This is a genomic window from Microbacterium sp. NPDC055599, assembly GCF_053618975.1.
On sequence record NZ_JBSHIM010000019.1, the window covers coordinates 1 to 21,744 of the forward strand.

General features: G+C 70.7%; 18 protein-coding genes. 9 read left to right on the forward strand and 9 right to left on the reverse strand.

Annotation, left to right across the window (positions count from 1 at the left end):
- Positions 1 to 55 precede the first annotated feature (55 nt).
- Positions 56 to 655: an antibiotic biosynthesis monooxygenase gene (locus ACWGQ1_RS16275; protein ID WP_447653260.1), complete on the forward strand. Its 600-nt coding sequence runs from the start codon at positions 56 to 58 to the stop codon at positions 653 to 655.
- Positions 656 to 658: 3 nt separating this feature from the next.
- Here the strand turns inward: ACWGQ1_RS16275 and ACWGQ1_RS16280 are convergent, their stop codons facing one another.
- The 6 genes from ACWGQ1_RS16280 to ACWGQ1_RS16305 all read right to left on the reverse strand — a co-directional run bounded on the left by ACWGQ1_RS16280 (position 659) and on the right by ACWGQ1_RS16305 (position 7,589).
- Entirely contained in the window at positions 659 to 2,137 is a 1,479-nt protein-coding gene (locus tag ACWGQ1_RS16280) for an MFS transporter (protein ID WP_136029535.1), read from the reverse strand.
- A gap of 148 nt (positions 2,138 to 2,285) precedes the next feature.
- The gene (locus ACWGQ1_RS16285) at positions 2,286 to 3,476 is read right to left on the reverse strand and encodes a bifunctional 2-methylcitrate synthase/citrate synthase (protein ID WP_136029533.1); all 1,191 of its coding nucleotides are present in this window, start codon (positions 3,474 to 3,476) and stop codon (positions 2,286 to 2,288) included.
- Positions 3,477 to 3,478: 2 nt separating this feature from the next.
- Complete coding sequence (gene prpB / locus ACWGQ1_RS16290; protein WP_136029531.1) at positions 3,479 to 4,381, reverse strand: methylisocitrate lyase; 903 nt, start codon at positions 4,379 to 4,381, stop codon at positions 3,479 to 3,481.
- Positions 4,381 to 5,907 (reverse strand): MmgE/PrpD family protein, encoded by a 1,527-nt coding sequence (locus ACWGQ1_RS16295; protein WP_452313359.1) that lies wholly within the window; start codon positions 5,905 to 5,907, stop codon positions 4,381 to 4,383. Before ACWGQ1_RS16295 ends, prpB begins: the two co-directional genes overlap by 1 nt.
- On the reverse strand, positions 5,904 to 6,569 hold the full coding sequence (locus ACWGQ1_RS16300) for a GntR family transcriptional regulator (protein WP_136029526.1): 666 nt from the start codon (positions 6,567 to 6,569) through the stop codon (positions 5,904 to 5,906). The genes ACWGQ1_RS16295 and ACWGQ1_RS16300 overlap by 4 nt, the downstream gene beginning before the upstream one ends.
- A 48-nt stretch (positions 6,570 to 6,617) precedes the next feature.
- Entirely contained in the window at positions 6,618 to 7,589 is a 972-nt protein-coding gene (locus ACWGQ1_RS16305; protein WP_452313360.1) for an EamA family transporter, read from the reverse strand.
- 39 nt (positions 7,590 to 7,628) lie between these two features.
- On the opposite strand from ACWGQ1_RS16305, the gene ACWGQ1_RS16310 reads away from it, so the two are divergent.
- The 8 genes from ACWGQ1_RS16310 to ACWGQ1_RS16345 all read left to right on the forward strand — a co-directional run bounded on the left by ACWGQ1_RS16310 (position 7,629) and on the right by ACWGQ1_RS16345 (position 16,068).
- Complete coding sequence (locus ACWGQ1_RS16310) at positions 7,629 to 8,165, forward strand: CGNR zinc finger domain-containing protein (RefSeq protein WP_452313361.1); 537 nt, start codon at positions 7,629 to 7,631, stop codon at positions 8,163 to 8,165.
- Positions 8,166 to 8,366: 201 nt separating this feature from the next.
- Complete coding sequence (locus ACWGQ1_RS16315; protein ID WP_136029522.1) at positions 8,367 to 9,635, forward strand: ABC transporter substrate-binding protein; 1,269 nt, start codon at positions 8,367 to 8,369, stop codon at positions 9,633 to 9,635.
- A gap of 99 nt (positions 9,636 to 9,734) precedes the next feature.
- Positions 9,735 to 10,718, forward strand: a complete 984-nt coding sequence (locus tag ACWGQ1_RS16320; protein WP_206252580.1) for a carbohydrate ABC transporter permease — start codon at positions 9,735 to 9,737, stop codon at positions 10,716 to 10,718.
- Positions 10,718 to 11,572, forward strand: coding sequence for an ABC transporter permease subunit (locus tag ACWGQ1_RS16325; RefSeq protein ID WP_452313362.1), 855 nt, complete (start codon positions 10,718 to 10,720; stop codon positions 11,570 to 11,572). Before ACWGQ1_RS16320 ends, ACWGQ1_RS16325 begins: the two co-directional genes overlap by 1 nt.
- Positions 11,569 to 13,485: a hypothetical protein gene (locus ACWGQ1_RS16330; RefSeq protein ID WP_452313363.1), complete on the forward strand. Its 1,917-nt coding sequence runs from the start codon at positions 11,569 to 11,571 to the stop codon at positions 13,483 to 13,485. The genes ACWGQ1_RS16325 and ACWGQ1_RS16330 overlap by 4 nt, the downstream gene beginning before the upstream one ends.
- The gene (locus ACWGQ1_RS16335) at positions 13,482 to 14,261 is read left to right on the forward strand and encodes an RraA family protein (protein ID WP_136029516.1); all 780 of its coding nucleotides are present in this window, start codon (positions 13,482 to 13,484) and stop codon (positions 14,259 to 14,261) included. Before ACWGQ1_RS16330 ends, ACWGQ1_RS16335 begins: the two co-directional genes overlap by 4 nt.
- Entirely contained in the window at positions 14,231 to 15,175 is a 945-nt protein-coding gene (locus ACWGQ1_RS16340) for an aldo/keto reductase (RefSeq protein ID WP_452313364.1), read from the forward strand. The genes ACWGQ1_RS16335 and ACWGQ1_RS16340 overlap by 31 nt, the downstream gene beginning before the upstream one ends.
- A gap of 83 nt (positions 15,176 to 15,258) precedes the next feature.
- The gene (locus ACWGQ1_RS16345) at positions 15,259 to 16,068 is read left to right on the forward strand and encodes an amidohydrolase family protein (RefSeq protein WP_452313365.1); all 810 of its coding nucleotides are present in this window, start codon (positions 15,259 to 15,261) and stop codon (positions 16,066 to 16,068) included.
- 63 nt (positions 16,069 to 16,131) lie between these two features.
- Here ACWGQ1_RS16345 and ACWGQ1_RS16350 read toward each other — a convergent pair whose 3' ends face one another.
- The 3 genes from ACWGQ1_RS16350 to ACWGQ1_RS16360 are packed head-to-tail and all read right to left on the reverse strand — an operon-like array spanning position 16,132 to position 21,474.
- Positions 16,132 to 16,788 (reverse strand): GntR family transcriptional regulator, encoded by a 657-nt coding sequence (locus ACWGQ1_RS16350; RefSeq protein WP_136044536.1) that lies wholly within the window; start codon positions 16,786 to 16,788, stop codon positions 16,132 to 16,134.
- A gap of 19 nt (positions 16,789 to 16,807) precedes the next feature.
- On the reverse strand, positions 16,808 to 17,407 hold the full coding sequence (locus ACWGQ1_RS16355) for an SGNH/GDSL hydrolase family protein (RefSeq protein WP_247982269.1): 600 nt from the start codon (positions 17,405 to 17,407) through the stop codon (positions 16,808 to 16,810).
- Complete coding sequence (locus ACWGQ1_RS16360; RefSeq protein ID WP_452313366.1) at positions 17,404 to 21,474, reverse strand: Ig-like domain-containing protein; 4,071 nt, start codon at positions 21,472 to 21,474, stop codon at positions 17,404 to 17,406. The genes ACWGQ1_RS16355 and ACWGQ1_RS16360 overlap by 4 nt, the downstream gene beginning before the upstream one ends.
- Between the last annotated feature and the right edge of the window lie 270 nt (positions 21,475 to 21,744).

Genomic DNA, 21,744 nt, shown 5'->3' on the forward strand with positions numbered 1-21,744 from the left:
CCCCCACCCCACCCGGCGTCCGCACCCCGATGCCCCCACCCCCGAGGACCGCACTATGTCCGCAACCGCCCCCGTGTCCGAGCCCGTCACCGTCTCCATCCGCCGCGAGGTCGACCCCGAGCGCATCGCCGAGGCGACCGCCTGGGTGCAGACCGGCGTGAACCTGGCGACGAAGTACCCGGGCTTCCTCGGCTCGGGGTGGGTGCGCGCGGGCGAGGACTCGCAGGTGTGGCACATGCTCTACCGCTTCGCGAGCGAGGAGTCGCTGACTGCCTGGGAGCAGTCGGGCGAGCGCACCTGGTGGCTCTCCATGGGCGAGGGCTTCGTGCGCAGCGAGCGCTCCAAGCGCCGCACCGGCATCGAGGGGTGGTTCGACGAGCCGTCCACCGGCTCCATCCCCGTGGTCGAGCCCGACGGCACGACCACGGTCGCCGTGGCCCCCGCACCGCCGCGCTGGAAGCAGGCGGTGTCGATCTGGCTCGGCTTCTTCCCCGTCAACCTCGTCTTCACCTACGCCATGAGCCCGGTGCCGGGATGGGACGGCCTGCCGATCTGGCTGCGCGTTCTCGCGACCACGCTCGTGCTCACGCCGATCATGACCTACTGGGTGCTCCCCTGGGTCACCCGCTCCCTGCGCGGCTGGCTCGCCCGCTGACGCTCACGCGCCGTCCGGCGTGACCTTCTTCTTCCCCGGCTCGACGAGCGACAGCGGATCCGCGATGTCCTCCAGCGACTTGCCCGCCGCGCTCACCCCGAACACCCCGCAGACCACGCCGCCGAACATCATGATCGCGGCACCGAGCACGTAGCCCCAGAAGAGCGGGCCGCGGTCGCCGGACTCGGCGCTCGCCCCGATCAGCGCCCCGTAGAGCACCGGGGCGATCGCGCCGACGAGCTGGCCGATGGAGAAGACGTACGAGATCACCTGACTGCGCAGCTCCAGCGGGAAGATCTCGCTCACCGTCAGGTAGGCGGCGGACGCACCGGCGGAGGCGAAGAAGAACGAGGCGCACCAGAACGCCGTGTGCGTCGCCGCGTTCAGAACGCCCGCGTTGAACAGGAAGGCGCTGACCAGCAGGATCAGCCCGGCGAGCACGTACGTGCCGAACAGCATGCGGCGCCGGCCCCACGTGTCGAAGAAGTGGCCGAGGATGAGGGCGCCGGCGAGGTTGCCGACCGCGAAGACGATGAAGTACTGCGAGGCGGAGGCGGGCGGGGTGTCGTAGAAGTTCTCGAGCACCAGCGCGTAGGTGAAGAAGATCGCGTTGTAGAGGAACGACTGTGTCACCATCATCGTGATGCCGACCAGCGTGCGACGCGGGTACTTCTGGAACAGCACCTTCGCGATCACCAGGAACGGCACGCTGCCGTACTCCTTGACCGTGATCGCCTTGTCCTCGTCGACCGGGTCGATCGTCTTGCCCTCCTTGCGGATGCGCTCCTCGATCGCGTCGACGTTGCGCTCCGCCTCCTCCTCACGGCCGTGCGTCATCTGCCAGCGCGGGCTCTCCGGGATGTGCCGACGCAGCCAGATGATCAGCAGGCCGAGGATCGGACCGACGAAGAAGCTGAGCCGCCAGCCCAGGTCGGCGGGCAGGAGGTCGGTGTTGAGGAAGAACATGTTCGCCACGGCACCCAGGGCCGCACCGCCCCAATAGGTGCCGTTGATCGCGATGTCGACGCGGCCGCGGTACTTCGCCGGGATGATCTCGTCGATCGCGGAGTTGATGGCGGCGTACTCGCCGCCGATGCCCGCGCCGGCGACGAACCGCCAGATGTAGAAGAACCACGGGGCGAACGCGAGACCGGCCACCGCGGAGCCCACGAGGTAGACCGCCAGCGAGATCAGGAAGAGGTTCTTGCGGCCGAGGCGATCGGCGAGGCGACCGAACACCAGCGCCCCGAACACCTGGCCCAGCAGGTAGCACGTGCCGGCGAGACCCACCTCGGCCGGGCCCATGCCGAGGGTCTCGGCATAGCCGTTCGCGGCGACGATCTGCACCTCGAGCCCGTCGAGGATCCACGAGAAGCCGAGGCCGACGACGATCATCCAGTGGAAGCGCGACCACGGCAGCCGGTCCATGCGCGCCGGGACGAGCGACCGGACCTCCTTGACGGTGACCTCGGATGCGGACATGAACCCTCCTTCGTGCGGGGCGCGAACGGCCCGCATCCGGTTCTACTCCGCCCGGGAATTCGCCGCATCGCCTTGACCCCGAGGGCTCCATCACGCTACAGCGCCGCCGAGAACCCCCGGCGGCGCTGTCAGATCGCGCTCGTGGCGGTCAGGCCGACGCCTCCTCCGGGCGCTCCTGCACCTCGATCGCGGCGGTGTCCGGCGTGTACCCCTCGACGTGCCGCTCCTCGGCTCCGACGTACGCCGAGAGCGGCCGGATCAGGGCGTTCGACGACTGCTGCTCCAGGATGTGCGCCGTCCACCCCGTGATCCGCGCCGCGACGAAAAGCGGCGTGAAGGTCAGGGTGTCGAAGCCGATCAGGTTGTAGGCGGGGCCCGACGGGTAGTCCAGGTTCGGGTAGATGCCCTTGCGCTCCACGAACTCGCCCTCCAGACGCTCGTAGAGCTCGGCCACCTCCGGGCGGTCGTAGTGGCGCACCAGGGTGTCGAGCGCGGCCTTCATGGTGGGCACCCGCGAGTCGCCGCGCTTGTAGACGCGGTGACCGAAGCCCATGATCTTGCGCTTCTCGGCCAGCGCCTTGTCGAGCCACTCGGTCACGCGGTCGGCCGCGCCGATCTCGTCGAAGATGTGCATCACGGCCTCGTTCGCACCGCCGTGCAGCGGGCCCTTGAGCGCCCCGATCGCCCCGACGACCGCGGAGTACAGGTCGCTGAGCGTCGAGGTGATCACGCGCGCCGTGAAGGTGGACGCGTTGAAGGAGTGCTCCGCGTAGAGCGTCATCGAGCGGTTGAACGCATCGACCACCACCGGGTCCTGCTCCTCGCCGAACGTCATCCAGAGGAAGTTCGCCGCGTAGTCCAGGTCGTCCCGCGGCTCGACCGCCGGCAGGTCCCGCCGACGCCGCTGCCCGTAGGCGACGATCGCCGGAAGGGCCGCGAACAGGCGCAGGCTGCGCTCCAGGTTGACCTCGGGCGTGCCGACCGCATCGAGCACGTTGCGGATGCCGGCCGTCTCGACCGCGCCGATCACGCTCACCGCCGTGCGGACCTCGTCCATCGGGTGGGCGTCCAGCGGCAGCCGGTCGATCGCATCCTTCACCTCGGGCGTGAGGGCGCGGTGCCGCCGCTCCTCCAGCCGGAACGCCGCGAGCTCGTCCCCCGTGGGCAGCTCGCCGTTCCACAGCAGATACGCGACGGCCTCGAACGGCTGCGTGTCGGCGAGTTCCTGCACCGGGTAGCCGCGGTACAGCAGGCTGTTCGTCTCGGGGTTGACCTTCGAGATCGCGGTCGTGTCGACGACGACCCCCGCGAGGCCCTTCTTGATGTCCGGCTCGGTCATGCTCACTCCTTCGTGATGGTGAAGTTGAAGACCCCGGAGTCGAAGTGGTTGTACGACTCGTAGTCGATCAGGTCGTAGAGATCGGCGCGGTGCTGCATCTCGCCGAGCGTCGAGGTCAGATGCCCCTCGTCGTTCAGCGTATCGAGCGCACGGCCCGCAGCGCCCATCGCGATCCGCAGCAGCGACACCGGCCAGATCACCATCCGCACCCCGGCGCTGCGGAGCTGGTCGACCGAGAACAGCTCGCTCTTGCCGAACTCGGTCATGTTCGCGAGGATCGGCACGTCGAGCGCCTCCGCCATCGCCTCGAACTCGTCGAGCGTTCGCATCGCCTCGGGGAAGATCGCGTCGGCACCCGCGTCGACCAGGGCCTTCGCGCGGTCGATCGCGGCGTCCAGTCCCTCGATCGCCCGGATGTCGGTGCGCGCCATGATCAGGAAGTTCTCGTCGCGGCGGGCGTCGGCGGCGGCACGGATCCGCTTGATCGCGGTGTCCTCATCGACCACGCTCTTGCCGTCGAGGTGACCGCAGCGCTTCGGGTTGATCTGGTCCTCGATGTGGGTGCCGGCGAGTCCCGCGTCCTCCAGCTCCTGAATGGTGCGGGCCACGTTCATGGGCTCGCCGAAGCCGGTGTCGGCGTCGACGATCGCGGGCAGGTCGGTCATGCGCGCGATCTGCTTGGCGCGTCCGGCGACCTCGGTCAGCGTCGTGAGGCCGATGTCGGGCAGCCCCAGGTCGGCGGAGAGCACCGCGCCCGAGATGTACACGCCGTCGAACCCCTTCTGCTCGATCAGCCGGGCGCTGAGCGGGTTGAACGCGCCGGGGAACCGCAGCAGCTCGCCCGAGGACAGGCGCTCCCGGAACAGCCGCCGCTTCTCGGCGGGCGTGACGGTGGAGTACAGCATCAGAACAGGCCTCGGGGAGCCGGGGCGGCGTCGAGCACACCGGGCTTCGCGACGATCGACAGCTCGGCGACCTCGGCGGCCGTGAGCTCGGGGAGGCGCTGCACGAGCTCCAGGAACCGGTCGATCTCGGCCGGCTCCAGCACGGGCTCCGCGAGCAGACGGAACTTCGCGATGTAGTCGGCGCGGGCGAACGGTCGCGCGCCGAGCGGGTGCGCATCGGCCACGGCGATCTCGTCGACCACGGTGCTGCCGTCGGTGAGGCGGATCTCGACGCGACCGCCGAACGCCTTCTCGTCCGGATCCTCCGAGTGGTAGCGGCGCGTCCACTCCGGGTCCTCGGCCGTGGTGATCTTGTGCCACAGGGCGACCGTGTCGGCGCGGCCCGCGCGCTCCGGGGCGTACGAGTCGACGTGGTGCCAGCCGCCGTCCTGCAGCGCGACCGCGAAGATGTACGGCACCGAGTGGTCGAGGGTCTCGCGCGACGCGGTGGGGTCGTACTTCTGCGGGTCGTTCGCGCCGGAGCCGATCACGTTGTGCGTGTGGTGGCTGGTGTGGATGACGATGGACTCGATGTTCGCGGGGTCGCGGAGGGCCGGGTTCGCGAGGCCGAGGCGGCGGGCGAGGTCGATCAGCGCCTGCGCCTGGTACTCCGCGGAGTGCTCCTTCGTGTACGAGTCGAGGATCGCGCGCTTCGGCTCACCCGCGGCGGGCAGCGGCACGTCGTACGCGGCGTCCTTGCCGTCGAGCATCCAGGCGATCACGCCGTCCTCGCCCTCGTAGATCGGTGCCGGGCTGGTCTGTCCGCGCATCGCCCGGTCGACCGCCTCGACGGCCATCTTGCCCGCGAAAGCCGGGGCGTGCGCCTTCCACGTGGAGATCTCGCCCTTGCGGCTCTGCCGGGTCGCGGTGGTGGTGTGCAGCGCCTGGCCGACCGCCTGGTAGATGGTCTCGACGTCGAGGTCGAGCAGGGTGCCGATGCCGGCCGCGGCCGACGGGCCGAGGTGGGCGACGTGGTCGATCTTGTGCCGGTGCAGGCAGATCGCGCGCACCAGGTCCATCTGGATCTCGTAGCCGGTGGCGATGCCGCGCACGAGCGCCCGGCCGTCTTTGCCCGCGTGCTGGGCGACCGCGAGGATCGGCGGGATGTTGTCACCTGGGTGCGAGTACTCGGCGGCGAGGAACGTGTCGTGGTAGTCGAGCTCGCGCACGGCGACACCGTTCGCCCACGCCGCCCACTCCGGGCTGGTGCGGTGGTCGAGCGCGGCGCCGAACAGGTTCGCCCCGGCACCCCCGGTCGACACCGGGTGGCTGAACGCCTGCGCGCGGGCGGCCACGATGGGGGCGCGGGTGAGCGAGGCCGCGGCGACGGCGGCGTTGTCGATGATGCGGTTGACGATCATGTCGACGACGGGCTGCTCGACCTCGACCCGGTCGACGGCGACCTCGGCGATCTTCCACGCGAGCTGGTCCTCGCGGGCGAGGTTCTCGGAGCTGGCGCGCACGCGGACGTGGTGGGTGACGGTCATGAGTGTCCTTCGCTGTCGGGGAGGGAGTCGAGGATGCCGGTGAGCGCGTTGTGCAGGTGCACGTGCGTGGCATGGGCGGCCAGGTCGCCGTCGCGCGCGGCGAGCGCCTGCGCGATCGTGCGGTGCTCGGCGGCCGACGCGGCGAGCCGGGCGGGCTTGTCCTTGGCCATGCGCCGCACCCGCACCAGGTGCGTGCGCACGGTGCGCAGGGCCGCGGCGATGTAGTCGTTGTCGACGGCGTCGTCGAGGGCCGCGTCGAAGCGGGCGATCAGGGCGTAGTAGGCGTCGCGGCCCGCGGCCCGCGTCAGGTCGACGTGGGAGAACTCGTCGGCGAGGGCGGCGAAGAGATCGGCGTCACCCCGGGCGGCGGCGAGGCGGGCCGAGGTCTCCTCCAGCGCGCGGCGGATCTCGAACAGCGAGCGGATGTCGTCGGCGTCGAGGGCGGCCACCACCGTGACCCGGGGGGACTGCTGCACCACCAGTCCGTCGGCGGCGAGGCGGCGGAGGGCTTCGCGCATCGGGGTGCGGCTGACGCCGAGACGCTCGGCCTGCTCGACCTCGCCCAGCACGAACCCCGCGGGGAGGGCGCCCGACTGGATGCCGTCGAGGAGGGCCGCATAGGCGCGATCGCTCGCGGACGTGCGCTCGACAGGGAGAACCATGCCCTCAGTGTATACATAAACCCGCTCGAGGTGGGCGCGCGGTCGCGTTCAGGCTGTATTCGTATACATAGGCTCGGACGCGGCGACCCGCGGCTCGCCGAGCTTCACCACGACCACGCCGGCGAGCACGAGCACGCCGCCCAGCGCCTGCAGCGGGCCGGGGAGCTGGTCGAGCAGCAGCCACCCGAACAGCAGGGCGGCCACGACCTCGGCGAGCGCGACGAACGAGGCGAGACGCGAGCCGAGCATCCTCGTGGACACGATGCCGAGCACGTAGGCGAGCGCGGTCGCGATGAGCCCGATCGCGAGGACGGGCACGAACCAGGGAACCGTGCCGAAGCGGTACGCGACATCGGCCGTCGTCCACGCGAACGGCAGCACCCCGACCAGACCGGCGAGGGCCAGACCGACGGCACCGAGCAGGAGCCCGCTCCCGGCGAGCGCGATCGGCGGGAGTCCGGTGTCGGCCTTCGCCGAGAGCACGAAGTAGCTCGCCGCCCCCACCATCGCCCCCAGCGCCCAGAGCACGCCGACCACGTTCACCTGCGTACCGGTGACGATGTCGAGCATCAGCACGAGCCCGACGAAGGCGATCCCCGCCCCGAGCACGCTGCGCCGCGTCGGTCGCTCGCCGCGGCGCAGCCACAGCCAGAGCAGCACCGCGACCGGAGCCGTGTACTCGATGAGCAGCGCGATCCCGACATCCATGACGGCGACGGCCTGGAAGTAGCAGAGCTGAGTGGCCGCCACGGCGAGCAGCCCGTAGGCGAGGACCATCCCGGCGTTCCGGCGGAGGGCGCGCCACCGCCCCCGCAGCGCCAGGAGGGTCGGGAGCAGCAGGACGAGCGCGGCGACCCCCACCCGTACGGTGACGGCCGCGCCGGGCGTCCACCCCGCGTCGATGAGTCCGCGCGCCCACGCCCCGGAGGAGCCGAACGCGAACGCGGCGGCGACGGCCAGCGGGAGCCCGAGGCGCACATCGCTCCGCGTGCGGTTCCTGTCATCGGCCACGGTGCTCATGGACGATGACGCTACTCGCGGACCGAGTAAGATGTCAACATGGTCTTCACCGATGACACCGAGGATGCGCTGCGCGCGGCGGTCTGGCTCGCGAACTCCGCCGAAGAGCCCGACACCCTCGTCGACATCGACGACGAGAAGACGTTCCTCGAGGTGTTCCCCTACACCGGGAGGCTCGACCGCGACGGCGTGGAACTCGACGACCTGCGCGCCCTCCGCCCGCGGCTGCGAGCGATGCTGCTCGCCCCGCGCGACGAGATGGCCACACACGTGAACGATGCCCTCGCCGAGCTGCAGCTCACTCCGCGGCTGGTGCGGCACGACGGAGCGGACTGGCACCTCCATGCGGTGCACGACGAGCGGCCGCTCGCCGAGCGCGTGCTCGTCGAGACGGTGATGGCGCTCATCGACGTGATCCGCGCGGACGAGGGCTCGCGCCTCACGGTCTGCGAGGACGACACCTGCCAGGCGATCGCACTCGACCTCTCCCGCAACCGCTCCAAGCGGTACTGCTCCACGACGTGCGCGAACCGCAACGCGGTCGCGGCCTACCGCGCTCGGCGCGCACACGCCTGACACCGACGCCTCACCGGTCGCCCGCGCCCGTCTCGCGCAACTCCTGAGCGAGTGAGCCCATCTCGCTCCACGGCCCCTGAACAGCGACCGTCCTTCGTCCCGCTGCGCTCATTCGCGGATCGACTGCGCTCTTCACAAACGATTATCGATTAGTGTAATGTCGCCAGCGGCCCTCCCTCATGCATCAGGAAAGGATCAACGATGATCAAGGCCCGACTCCTCCCCCTCGTCGGCATCGCGGCAGTGTCCGCGCTCGCCCTCGCCAGCTGCTCCACCCCCGCCGGAGACGACGGCGGCTCCTCCTCGGAGGACGTCGAGGTGCGCATGCTCGTCAACGTCACCCCGAACCTGACCGAGGAGTTCTGGAACGACCTCGTCGCCCCGTTCGAGGAGGCCAACCCGAACATCGACGTCGTCATCCAGAACCCCGGCGCGGAGGGCGTGGAGGCCGCCGTGCCCCGCCTGCTCGCGGCCGGCGACGCCCCCGACGTCGTGCAGTCGATCGCCCCGACGACGAAGCTCGCACCCGAGCTCGTCGACCTGTCCGGGTACGAGTGGGCCTCGTCCGGTCCCCTCGCCGACCAGTACTCGATCGACGGCAAGAACTACATGGCCGGGATCGGCGTGCAGCTGCAGAGCCTCTTCTTCTACAACAAGACCGCGTTCGAGGAGGCCGGCATCACCGAGCTGCCCACCACCGTCGACGAGCTCACCGAGGCTCTCGGCAAGCTGAAGGCGGCGGGGTGGACCCCGATCCAGACCGGCGGCGACTGGATGAGCAGCCACACGCTGCAGGCCCTCGGCCTGCCGACGATCATCGCCGAGGACCCGGAGTGGTTCCAGAAGATGTCGTCCGGCGAGGACACCTTCAGCGAGACCTACGGCGACGCGGTCGAGACCTACGCGGAGTGGGTGTCCGAGGGCTACATCCCCACCGACGCGCTCGGCATCAAGTACCCCGACGCCGAGCAGGCGTTCCTGTCGGGCAAGACCGCCGTGTACTCGATGGGCAGCTGGTTCGCCGGCACGCAGGCCAAGGCCGCCGAGTCGGCCGACATCGGGGTCTTCCGCGCCCCGTCGTTCGACGGCGACGAGCAGCCCGCGATGGGCGCCAACATCGCCAGCCCGTACTCGATCCTCAAGTCCAGCGAGCACCAGGACGCCGCGGCCAAGCTCGTCGAGTTCCTCACCACCGACCAGACCGCGGTCAGCGACCAGCTGGCGGTCGACGGCAACTTCCGCGACGGTTACGAGTACGACATGACGCCGCTGGGCGAAGAGCTGCTGCAGATCGTCGCCGACACGCCCGCCGAGGCCTACACCCCCACCGGCGGCGGCTACGGCGAGCGCACGCTCCCCGACGGCTACCCGGGCGAGATCAACACCCAGACCCAGGCCCTTATCGGCGGCGCCTCCGCCGAGCAGGTCCTGAAGGCCATGGACGACTGGTTCGCCGCGAACGCCGGCTGACCGCTCGAGGCGCCGGGGACCGCATCCGTCCCTGGCGCCTCCCCGGCGCCGCATCCGCGCCACCCCCACCAACGCGCCACCGAGAACGAGAGTGCCGCCATGACTCCGCCCACCACGACCGCGCCGCCCCCGGCCGCGGCGACCGCCCCGACAGGACCATCGACGCCGATGAGCTCGACCCCCGCCCCCCGCAAGCGCTCCGCGCTGCAGCGGTGGCGGCACCGCCTCCCCGGCATCCTCATGGGAGGGCCCGCCGTGGCCGTCTTCCTGGCGATGTTCGTCATCCCGATGATCCTCGCCGCGGTGCTGAGCTTCACGGACTGGAACGGGTACAGCCTCAACTTCACGTTCGTCGGCTGGGAGAACTACATCAAGGCGTTCCGCAGCCCCCGCTCCACCCAGGCCGCGATCTTCACCGGCATCATCGCCGTGGTCGGCACGATCCTCTGCAACGCCATCGGTCTCGCGATCGCCGCGCTCATCGCCGGTCCCGGCCGCTCGAACACGATCCTGCGCACGATCTTCTTCTACCCGTACGTCATCAGCGCCCTCATCATCGGGTTCCTGTGGTCGGCGATGCTCTCCCCCAGCGGCGCCGTCAACGGGTTCCTCACCACCGTCGGCCTGCCCGCGATGCCCTTCCTCACCGACCCCACCTTCGCGAAGGCGAGCGTGATCTTCACGATCGTGTGGTCGCACTTCGGCTTCAACATGATCCTGTTCCTCGCCGGCATCAAGTCGGTGCCCGCCGAGTACTACGAGGCCGCGACCGTGGACGGCGCCTCGCGCTGGCAGCAGTTCCGCTCCATCACCCTGCCGCTCATCGCGCCGGTGTTCACGGTGAACCTGGTGCTGACCCTCGTCGGGCTCCTCAAGGCCTACGACGTGGTGCTCTCCCTCACCGACGGCGGCCCGGCAGGCTCCACCCAGACGATCGTCTACCAGATCCTCAAGGACTCGTTCGCGAACTCGGCCCTCGGGTTCGGCGCCGCGCAGTCCATGATCCTCCTCATCGTCACCGCGGTCATCGGTCTCGCCGTCACGCTGGTGCGACGCCGCTCCGAGAAGAAGGCGACCGACTGATGAAGCAGACCCGCAACCGGCCGGCGCTCGCGGTGAGCGCGATCCGCTGGATCGTCCTCGGCGTCGTGGCGATCACCATGCTGATCCCGATGTACACGATGGTCATCAACGCCTTCAAGCCGCAGGCGGAGATCATCGAGAACCCGCTCCTGATCACGCCGCAGACGTTCACGTTCGAGTACCTGTGGGAGGCGATCACGAGCAGCAAGTTCAACGTGATCGCGGCCTACGGCATCACGCTCCTGTTCGTCGTGCTCGTGAACCTCTGCTGCATCGCCCTGGCCGCACCGGTCGCCTACGTGATCGCGCGCGGCCGCTCCAAGTGGCACCTGGGGCTGCTGCTGCTCTTCGTCTCCGGCCTGTTCATCCCGGGGCAGGTCACGCTGATCCCCGTCGTGTTCGTGCTGCGGGTGCTCGGACTGATCAACACGATCCCGGGCTTCATCCTCTTCGAGACGGCGGCGACGCTCCCCGTGACGATCTTCCTGTTCACCGCGTACCTGCGCAGCGTGCCGCGCGACATCGACGAGGCCGCGTCCCTCGACGGCGCCGGTCCGATCCGCGCGTTCTGGGCGTGCGTCTTCCCGATCATGAAGCCGGTCGTGGCGACGGCGGTGGTGCTGAACTCGATCGGCGTGTGGAACGACTTCGTGAGTCCGCAGATCATCCTCGGCCCCAGCTCCGGCATCTACACCGTCACCACGGGTGTGTACGCCGCCGTCGGGCAGTTCTCCACCGACTACACGCAGGTGTTCCCGACCCTGCTGCTCGCCGTGCTGCCCGCGATGGTGTTCTTCATCGTGATGCAGCGCCACATCATCGGCGGCCTCGTGGCCGGCGCGACGAAGGGATGACCGTGCCCGCGCATCCGCTCACCCGCCCCCTGCGGGCGATCCCGGCCTGGGCCGTGCTGCAGCGGCGCCTCTTCGCCGAGATCGAGGAGGCCCGCCGCGTCTTCCGCGACCGGTACACGCTCCCCGACGGCCGCCTCCGCGGCGTCGCCGAGTTCGTGGACCGCGACGGGGTCGACGACCTCTACGAGCCGTTCTTCAACTGGCCGGCCTTCTACCTGCTCGGCGGGCCCGACGAGGTGCTGGCCGACGCCAAGCGGCACTGGGAGGGCGTGACGGTGCAGCTCGCGGAGGCGGGCATGCTCGCCGACGAGTACGACAACGGCTACGATTGGTTCCACCAGGGCGAGTCGCTGCTGCTGTTCGCGGGCATCTGCCAGGCCGACCCGGCCGACACGGCGTTCGCGGCGCGCGCCGCCCGGTTCTCCGCGCTCTTCATCGATCCCGCGAAGGGCAACTACGACCCGGAGCACACCATCATCCGCGCACCGCACAACGGTGCCCTGGGCGCTCGACCGGGCCTGGACGAGAAGATCGTGCCGTATGTGGCCGACCGGGCCGAGATGCGACCCTACGGTCTGCCCCTGCACGGGCTCGACGGCATCCGCACCTGGGACGACCTCGCCGACCCGGACAACGCGCACCGCATGGCCGAGGAGATGCAGCGTCGCGCCGCGGGCGACATCGCCGTGAACCTCGCCGCCACCTCGCTCGCGGCGAACCGGTGGCTGTACGACGGCGACGCCGCCGCGGCCGACTGGATCGAGCAGTACGTCGACGGGTGGCGGACACGGGCCGATGGCGGGCTGCTCCCCGACAACGTCGGCCCCGGCGGCACGGTGGGCGAGCTCCACGGCGGGCGCTGGTGGGGCGGCCACTACGGGTGGGCGTGGCCGCACGGACTGCACTCCGTCGGCATGAGCGCCCTCATCGGCGCCCTCAACCACGCGCTCGTCACCGGCGACGATGCCGCCCTCGACCTCGTGCGCACGATGCTCGACACCGTGCTCGCGGAGGGCCGCACGGGCACCGTCGCCGACTCGACCTACAGCCTGCGCGGCGGCTGGATGGCCCGGCTCGGAGCCGCAGCTGCCGAGCCCGGGGTCCTCGTGCCCTACCGCCACGGACCCGACGGGTGGTTCGACTTCGGTCCGCTGCAGCTCGACCTGCCGCTGTGGCTGTGGTGGTGGTCGCGCTCGACCGCTGACCGCAGCCGCCTGGAGCGCGCGATCGCGGGACTCCCCTCCTCCGCCGACCCCGTCGCGCCCTTCCGCGACAAGGAGGAGGCAGGGCACGAGGCCGGATGGTTCGCCTATCTCCGCGGAGAGCTGCCGGAGTACCCGGTGCGTGCGCTCGAGATGGCGCTCGGTCAGGTCGCGCGGCGCACGGCCATGATGCTCGCCGACGACCGCGATCCGGATGCCGCCCACCTGCACTTCTGGCAGCGCGTCAACCCCGTCGTGACCGAGGTGCTCACGCAGCTCGTCGCCGGGGCCCCGCAGGTGCTCTACAACGGCGGGCTCGGGTTCACCGCGCTCCGCTACGAGGACGCCGACCGCGGCCGGCCGGGGCTCCCGCCCGACGTCGCCGCGCTCGTGCATCGCCTCGACGACCGCGGGATCGGCGTGCAGCTCGTGAACACCTCGGCCGTGCACACCCGCACCGTGCGGCTGCGCGGCGGCCGCTTCGGCCTCGACCGCATCGTGGAGGTGACCGCGACCGCCGAGGACGCCTCGGGCTGGCCCGGCGCCTCCGGCACGTACGCCGGACCGGAGGGCGAGATCGTCACGCACACCTTCCCCTGCGACGACGACCTCGTCGTGACCCTGCCACCGGCGCACCTCGCCGACCTCGACCTGACCATCGCGCGCGCGACCGGCTCGCCGCGCCACCTCTTCCCCGAAGGAGCCGCATGAGCGACCTGATCCGACCCGACTTCCCCCTGCCCGTGCGGGGGGCGGCGTACCAGCGGCCGTCGCGCGACGTGCTCGACTCCTTCGACGCGATCTCCGCGGCGACCGCCTGCGCCAAGCTCCACGGCCTCGGGATCCGCCGCAGCTACATCGAGGGACCGGAGCCGCTGAGCCTCGGCCAGCGCGTGGTCGGCTCCGCCCTGACGCTGCAGTTCATGCCGCAGCGGGAGGACATGGCCTCGGGCGACGGCCAGGAGTACGCCGAACGGCACACGGCCCTGTGGCACGTGCTCGAAGCGGTGCAGCCGGGGGACGTGCTGGTGATCCAGGCGTACGGCAGCCGCTTCTCCGGCTGCGTCGGCGACATCCTCGCGCGCTACTTCGCCCGCAAGGGCGGCGCGGGCATCGTCGTGGACGGGCGCATCCGCGACGCCGGCCGCATCCGCGAGCTCGGGATCCCGGTGTGGTCGACCGGCACGACCCCGCACTACGCCTCGCAGTCGGAGCTCGTGCCGTGGGCGTTCGACGTGCCCGTGGCGGTGGGCGGTGCGCTGTGCATGCCCGGCGACCTGGTCGTGGCCGACGACGACGGACCGGTCGTAGTTCCGCAGGCGATGGCGCCCCAGGTGGTCGAGGACGCGCAGGATCATGAGGAGTGGGAGGTGTTCAGCCGCAAGCGCCTCGACGAGGGCGCCCGGCTGAGCGACTACTACCCCCTGACCCCCGACAGCCGCGAGGAGTACGAGGCATGGCGTTCCGTCCGCAGCTCCGTCCTCTGAACCCGGCCGCCGCCGCCCGCGACGACGCCGGGCTCGGCTGCGCCCCGATCGGCAACCTGTTCGCGCCGGTGCCGGACGCGGATGCCGTCGACACCGTGCACGCGGCCCTCGCCCGCGACGTGCGGTTCTTCGACACGGCGCCGCTGTACGGCTCGGGAGAGAGCGAGCGCAAGCTCGGCCTCTCCCTGCGCGGCGTGCCCCGCGACGACTACGTGCTGGCGACCAAGGTGGGACGGGTGCTCGTCGACGCCGAAGGCGCTCCGGTGCGCGGTGCGGCGAGCGGGCACGATTCCGTGGTCGACCTCAGCCGCGACGGCATCCTCCGCAGCCTCGACGGCAGCCTCGCCCGCCTCGGCGTGGACCGGGTGGACGTGCTGCACCTGCACGACCCCTTCGATGTGGAGGCCGCGTTCGCGACGGCCTTCCCGGCCCTCCTCGATCTGCGGGACCAGGGCGTGGTGCGGGCGATCAGCGTCGGGCTCGGGCGCCTCGATCCGCTGGAGCGCTATGTGGCCGAGGTGCCGCTCGACGTGGTGATGGAGGCCGGGCGGCTCACGCTGCTCGACCGCACGGCGCTCGACCGCCTCGTCCCCACCGCTCGCGCACGGGGCATCGGCGTCCTGGCGGCGGCGGTGTTCAACTCCGGCATCCTCGTCGACCCGGTCGGCTCGCCGTTCTACGAGTACAAGCCGGCGCCCGCCGCGCTGCAGGAGAGGGCGCTGCGACTGCAGGCCGTGTGTGCGGCACACGACGTGCGGCTGGCCGACGCGGCCGTGCAGTTCCCGCTGCGCCACGGCGCCGACGCGGTGGTCGTGGGGGCGCGGACGCCGACCGAGGTGCACGCGTTCGTCGACGGCCTCGACGCCGCGCTCCCCGCGGCGCTGTGGGATGCCCTCGACGCGGAGGCCGTGTGAGCGGGCGGCGACGGCGGCTCCCCCGTGCCGCGGGCGCCGCGGTCGTCGCGGTCGCCGCCTGATGGCGCCGCACGGGACCTGACATGCGGATCGTCGATGCCCACGTGCACGTCTGGGATGTGGACGCCGTGCCGATCCCCTGGTTCCGCGACGACCTCGACCTGCCGCGGCACGCCTCCGCCGTCGGGCTCGGACGGGAGCTGACCGCGGCCGGTGTCGCCTCCGCGATCGCGGTGCAGGCCGCGGACTCCGTGGCGGAGGCGGAGTGGCTGACCGCGACCGCCGCGCGCGACCCGTTCCTGCGGCGCGTGGTGCTGCAGTACTCCCCCGCGCCCGGACGAGCGGCCGGTGCGACCGGCGTCGCCGTCACCCCCGCGGTCGTCGGCGTGCGGGCGGCGGTGCCCCAGTTCGCCGCCGACCTGTCCGACGTGGACGGCCTCGACGCGCTCGCCGACCACCTCGGCGCGACCGGCCGTGCGCTCGAGCTGCTGATCCGGCCGGAGCAGCTGCCCGCCGCCGCCACCCTCTCCCGCCGGCACCCGGGCACCGCGATCGTGGTGTGCCACCTGGGCCTCGGGGCGCGGACGCCCGACGGCACGTGGCGGGCAGCACTGGACGAGGCCGCGTCGGCGCCGGGCGTGTCGGCGAAGGTCTCCGGGCTCGACCTCTCGGCCCGCGGCGCGGAGGAATCGCGCGGCCTGCTGCGGCTGGCGTTCGACCTCTTCGGCGCGGAGCGGCTGGCGTTCGGCAGCGACTGGCCGATGTCGACGCGGAGCATCGGCTATGCGGACGTGCTCGCCGCGACGCGCGCGGTGCTGCCCCGCCTTTCCGGCGCCGAGGAACGGGCGTTCTGGTCTGCGACCGCCGACCGCCTCTACCCCACGGGCGCCTGACCCCCGCCGTCTGTCTCGTCGCGCGGCGGCTGGCACGGAGTCGCGCGGGACGGCGCGGGAAGGTCAGGCGTCGTCGAGGAGGGTGCCGGCGGCGTGGCGACGGAACAGCGCGGACGCGGCCTCGACATCGCCCGCGTCGAGCACGTCGAGCAGCCCCTTGTGCCAGTCGGCCACCTCGTGCCAGTCGCCGGTGAACGTCGGGTCGCCCAGCACGTGCATCACCCGCAGGCTCGGCTCGAGCAGATCCCACATCCGCGGCAGGTACACGTTGCCGCTCGCCTCGATCACGGCGCGGTGGAACGTGAAGTCGAGCTCGCGGAAACGGGCGAGGTCGGCGGATTCGGCCGCCTCATGCATCTGCGCGATGAGCGACACGAGTTCGTCGCGGCGGGCGGCGTCGAGCGCGCCGCACGCGAGCCGGCCGGCCAGGCCCTCGAGCTCGACCCGGGCGACCTTGGCCTGCTCGGCCTCCTCGGCGGAGTAGCTCGCGACGAAGTTGCCCTGGTGCCGCACGTGCGACACGAGCCCCTCGTGCGCGAGGCGCTTGAGGGCGTCACGCACGGGAGCCTGACTCACCTGGAGCTGTCGCGCGAGCTGGGACTCGACGAGCTGCTCGCCCGGGGCGAGGGTCGACTCCTTGATCATCGCCTTGATCATCGCGTAGATCTGATCCGACAGCAGTCCTCGCTGCAGTCCCGCTGTGCCCAGAGCATCCGTCATGACCATCAGTCTACGTCCATTATCGACTATCGCTAATGGACGCGGCCGTGCGCCAGGCCTCGGCGATCAGCGCGGATCCGCGCGGCGTCGGATGCACGCCGTCCGGCGCGAGCTCCGCCACCGGCTGCCGTGTGGCGGCGGCCGTGAGCACCTCGTGGAGCGGCACGAAGGCGGCACCATGCGACGCGGCCAGGTCGCGCACGACCGCCCGCTTGCCATCGAGGTCGTCGAGCCACTCGCGCTGCTCCTGCGTCACCGGAAGGAAGTACGGCTCCATGAGGATCAGGCGGGGGCCCCGCTCCCCGGCGACGCCGGCCAGCAGCGGGTCGAGCGTCGCCCGGAACTCCTCCGCCGACGTCGGGTCGTCGCTGTCGAACCGTCGCCACATGTCGTTCACGCCGACGTACACGGTCAGCAGCTCCGGCGCGGTCGGCAGGAGCTCGGAGTCCCACCGGGCGGCCAGGTCGCGCGCACGGTTCCCGGCGATGCCGAGGTTCCGCACGGTCGCGCCGGCCGCCCGCAGCCCCGGGGCGAGGAGGGCCACGTAGCCGTCACCGAGGGAGTCGGGGTCGGCACGGTCGCGCCCCGCATCCGTGATGGAGTCTCCGATGAACGTCACTCGCACCGGGGCACCTCTTCCTCATCGTCCTTGAGCTTGGGCTTGACCGAGGTCTCCAGCTCGACCGTCGCGCCCGCGTAGGTCACGGTCAGCGTCTGGTGCGGACGCACCTTGCTGCTGTCGAATCCGCTCACCATATCGGCCGTGACCTGCTGCGTCGTGAGGGTGCCGTCGCTCCAGCGCACCCCGAGGATCATCCCGGTGACGTCGAGCTCCTCGCCGCGCAGGTAGCGGGTCTTGGGGTCGGCCTCCGCGGCCCAGCAGATGCCGGTCACGCTCGCGGGCGGCGGCGTGGGGCGCACGGCGAGGGCCGTCGTCTTGCCGTAGTGGTACACGTTGAAGAAGCCGTCCGCTCCGATGCGCAGGTTCTCCCGCGCATCCACCATGCTCCACACGGTCACGCCGTCCACCCGGAACACGATGCGCGTGCCCTCGCCCTCCGCGATCGCGCCGAACTCGATGCGGTGCGAGGTGTCGGGTGCGATGACGGTGTTGGGGATCGCGTCGAGCATCGTCTGACCGGGGGTCCAGCTCTGGAACTCGATCGTGTCCTGCTTGATCACCACGAGGTACCCGGTGTTGGAGTTCTGCCACGCGGGCACACCGGTCTGGTCGGACCGCGCCTGGAAGCCGTACCACCCTCCGGAGAAGGCACCAAAGTCCGCGTCGAACTGCAGGAGCGTGTCGCCGAAGCGCTCGCCCTCGTAGCCGTGCACCCCCTCGCCGCTGATCACCACGCCCGCGTCGTCGACGGCGATGTGGTCGGATGTGCTCCAGGCCGCGGGGTCCTTCAGCTGCGCGTCGAGCCGGGTCGTCGGGTACTCCGCGTCGGCGACGGTGACCGTCAGGGTGTCGCTGAACGCGGGGTCCGCGACCGAGGTGGCCGTGATGGTCGCGGTGCCCGCGGCGACGGCGGCGATGCGGCCGTCCGCCACCGTGGCGACCGCGGGGGCGTCGCTGGTCCAGGTCACCCTGGCGTCGCTGGCGTCCTGCGGGGCGACCGTCGCGGCGACCGTCCGCCGCTCCCCCACCGAGAGCGCCACCGCGTCGGCGTCGAGGGTGACCCCGGTCACGGGCACCCCGGAGAGGGAGAACCCGATGTCGTCGAAGTCCAGCGACGGGTAGTTCTCGACGTAGAAGCCCACGCGACCGGCCGCACCCGGCGCGGGATCGGCCCCCTCGAGGGCGATCGCGCCGTTGACGGAGATGCGGATCCGCCCGTCCTGGACCGCGATGCGCACGTGCGAGGTCGCACCGGGGACGAGGCCCTGCTCGGCGGGCACGACCTTCTCGGCGACCACCTGCCAGGCGTCGTCGAAGATGGTCCAGGTCGGGCCGGCCGCGGCCTGACGGAAGCGGATGTAACCGCCGCCCTTGCCGTTGCGGTCGTACACGATGAGCCCCGCGTTGGTGGGCGTCGTCGCCGGTGTCGTCACGTCGAAGTCGAGCACGAACTCGGTGAAGTCGCGCGGCAGGATGCTGTTCGCGCCCTTGAGGATCCGGTAGACCTTGTCACCCGTGGCGTCGGCCTGGATGCTGCGGTTGGGGTCGGTCGCCCAGCCGTTCGACCCCGACTCGAAGTCGGTGAAGTGCAGCACGCCGTCGCCCTCCTCCACGATCACCTCGATGGTCGCGGTCTTGGCGGCGTCGGCTTTCGCGGTCGCCGTGATGGTCGTGGTGCCGGGGCCCATGCCCAGCACGACGCCCGTGTCGTCCACGGTCGCGACGGCGGCGTCGGCGGAGGCGTAGGTCACCGCGGTGTCGTCGGCGTTCCAGGGCAGCGGCACGGCGCGCACGCGCACCTGGTCGCCGGCGTCGATCGTGACCGAGTCGCTGTCGAACGCGATGTCCTCCAGCGGGACCGACTGCGGCTGCTGCGTCTGGCCGATGTGTCCGTCGACCCCGATCTCGCCGAACGCGATCGCCTCGAAGCCGGGGATCTGGTCGAACACGGCGGCGTCGGCCTTCAGCGTGTAGTCGCCGCCGGCGGCGGCGACGAACCCGGGGTCGGCGTCGGCCACCCAGTTGTCCTCGTAGTTCAGCAGGTTCTTGCCGTCCTTGGCGCCGTGCTCGTTGACGCCCGCCATGCGGGGGCGGTTCGGGTTCCAGACCACGTTCTCGGCGAACGTGCTGTGGTTCGGGAAGTAGTGGTCGTCCTCGAAGAAGTGCCCGAGCTCGGGGTACTTCTCCAGATACGGCGTGCCGACAAAGTCGTTGTTGTCGGCGAACACCTGCTGCCAGGCGGGCATGTAGTCCTTGTCGACGACGTTGCCCTCGTGGTCGCCCATCCACTGCTCGTAGTTGTCGTAGGGCGCGTAGGCGTCGACGAAGACGTTGTTGCGCGCCTCGATGTAGTCGGCGGATCCGCTCTTGATGGCGCCGTTGCCCATGTTGACGAACACGTTCTTCTCGATCGTGAGGTCCCACGTGAAGTTGTCGGCGTAGATGCCCTCGACGCCCGCCATGCCGGCGCCGATGTCGTGGAAGTAGTTCTCCCGGAAGACGTGTCCGCGCTGCTGCGGCGTCTTGCCGGAGTTCATGTAGATCGCGCCGAGGTCGTGGAACTGCTTGCAGACGTCGTACACCTCGTTGCGCTCGAAGAGGTGGTCGTTGCCGTGCACGATGATGCCGGGGTGCGGCGCGTCGTGGATCTCGTTGTTCTTGGCGACGTTGCCGACCCCGTCGAACATCACACCGGGGTTGTAGGCCTTGTGGTAGTACGCGAAGTCGGCGATCTCGGAGTTCTCGACCCGGTTGCGGCCCGGCTCGAGGGTGGTCTTGTCGCCGCCCTGGAGCACCACGCCGACGCCGCCGACGTGCGTGAGCCGGCTGTCGGTGACGGCGTGGTCGCGGCCGCCGCGATTCACCGGGATGCCGTCGTAGGTGTAGCGCCCCGGCGAGTTGATGAGCACGCCGCCGTCGGTGAAGTTGCGGATGTCGCTGTGCGAGATCGTGACGTGGGAGCCGCCGAGGATCACGGCGGCGGTGGCGCGGCCGTACTCCAGGACGAGGTCGTCGAAGTTCACGTACGACGCCCCGTCGGCGCGCAGCATCGGCTCGTCGAGCGTGGTGACGGTGACGTCGCCGCGTCCGGACGTGAAGGCGGCGTTGGGGATGAGGTAGAGCTTCCCCGCCGCGCGGTCGATGTAGTACTCGCCCGGTGCGTCGAGCTCCTCCAGCAGGTTCTGCGCGAAGTGGAAGTCGGGGAACCAGCTCTTCATGATCCCGGACATCTCGCCGTAGCGGAGGGTGATCGTCTTCGCCGCGGTGTCGATGCTCTCGATCTTGTTGTACGACCACTCCCAGCTGTAGCCGAAGATGCCGTCCAGCCACACGTCGTCGGCCTGGGTCCAGTACTGGGGCCGGTCGTAGCCGTACGTGAAGGTGCCGCCGCGGTTCTGCAGATCCGGGTCGTTGCGGTCGGGGCCGACGTCGATGATGTCGCCCATCTGCACGGTGGGGGTGGCGGCGTCGGCGTTGGGCCAGCGCGCGAGCGTCATGCCCTGGCCGTCGATGAAGAGCTCCATCGGCGGGGTGGTGCTGACGTCGTTGGCCTTCCAGTAGCCGTGGCGGCTGAGCTGGCCGTAGTCGGTGATGCCGAGGCCGGCGAGGTCGACCGCGACCACCTGGTCGCGGGCGGCGGGGTCGATGATCCGGTCGGTGACGGCGGCGTCCTCGACGGGCGCGAACTCGTCGCGGGGCAGCGCGCGACCGCCGGTGAGCGTGGCGGTCTCGCCCGGATAGGAGCGGTAGGTGATCGGGGCGTCGGCGGTACCGGAGTCCTGCTCGCCGATCTCGAACGAGGCGCTGCGCGGGTACTCGCCCTCGCGCAGGTAGACCGTGAGGCCGTCTGCGGGGATCTGCTCGTCGGCTTTGAGTGCCCGGATGCGGTCCCTGGCTCCCTCGAGGGTGGCGAGCGGGTCGTCCTTGGTGCCGGCGGCGTCGTCGTCACCCCCCGGTGCGATGTAGAGGGCGTCGTCGTCGACCGCGGCCGACGCCGCGGGGGCGACGCCGAGGGCGGATCCGAACACGGCGGCCAGGGCCAGTCCTGCCAGCACACGCTTCATTGCGTCTCCGAACTCTCGATTCCCGCGCGAAGAGCTCGCGCGGTGCCGCAGCGGGCGGCTGCACAGGACCCTACCCAATCGATAATCGACTATCAAGGATCGATTCTTAAGCATGTGCAGCGCTTCACAGATTTCACAGTTCATACCAATTCATCACTCTTGGGCTCTCCGGTTGACGAGCCCGTAATCTGCCGGAAATACTGAGGAAGCCCGAGACCGCACCGCGAGCGTGCGGACACATCACCCCAGGCCAAGGATGACCTAGATGAC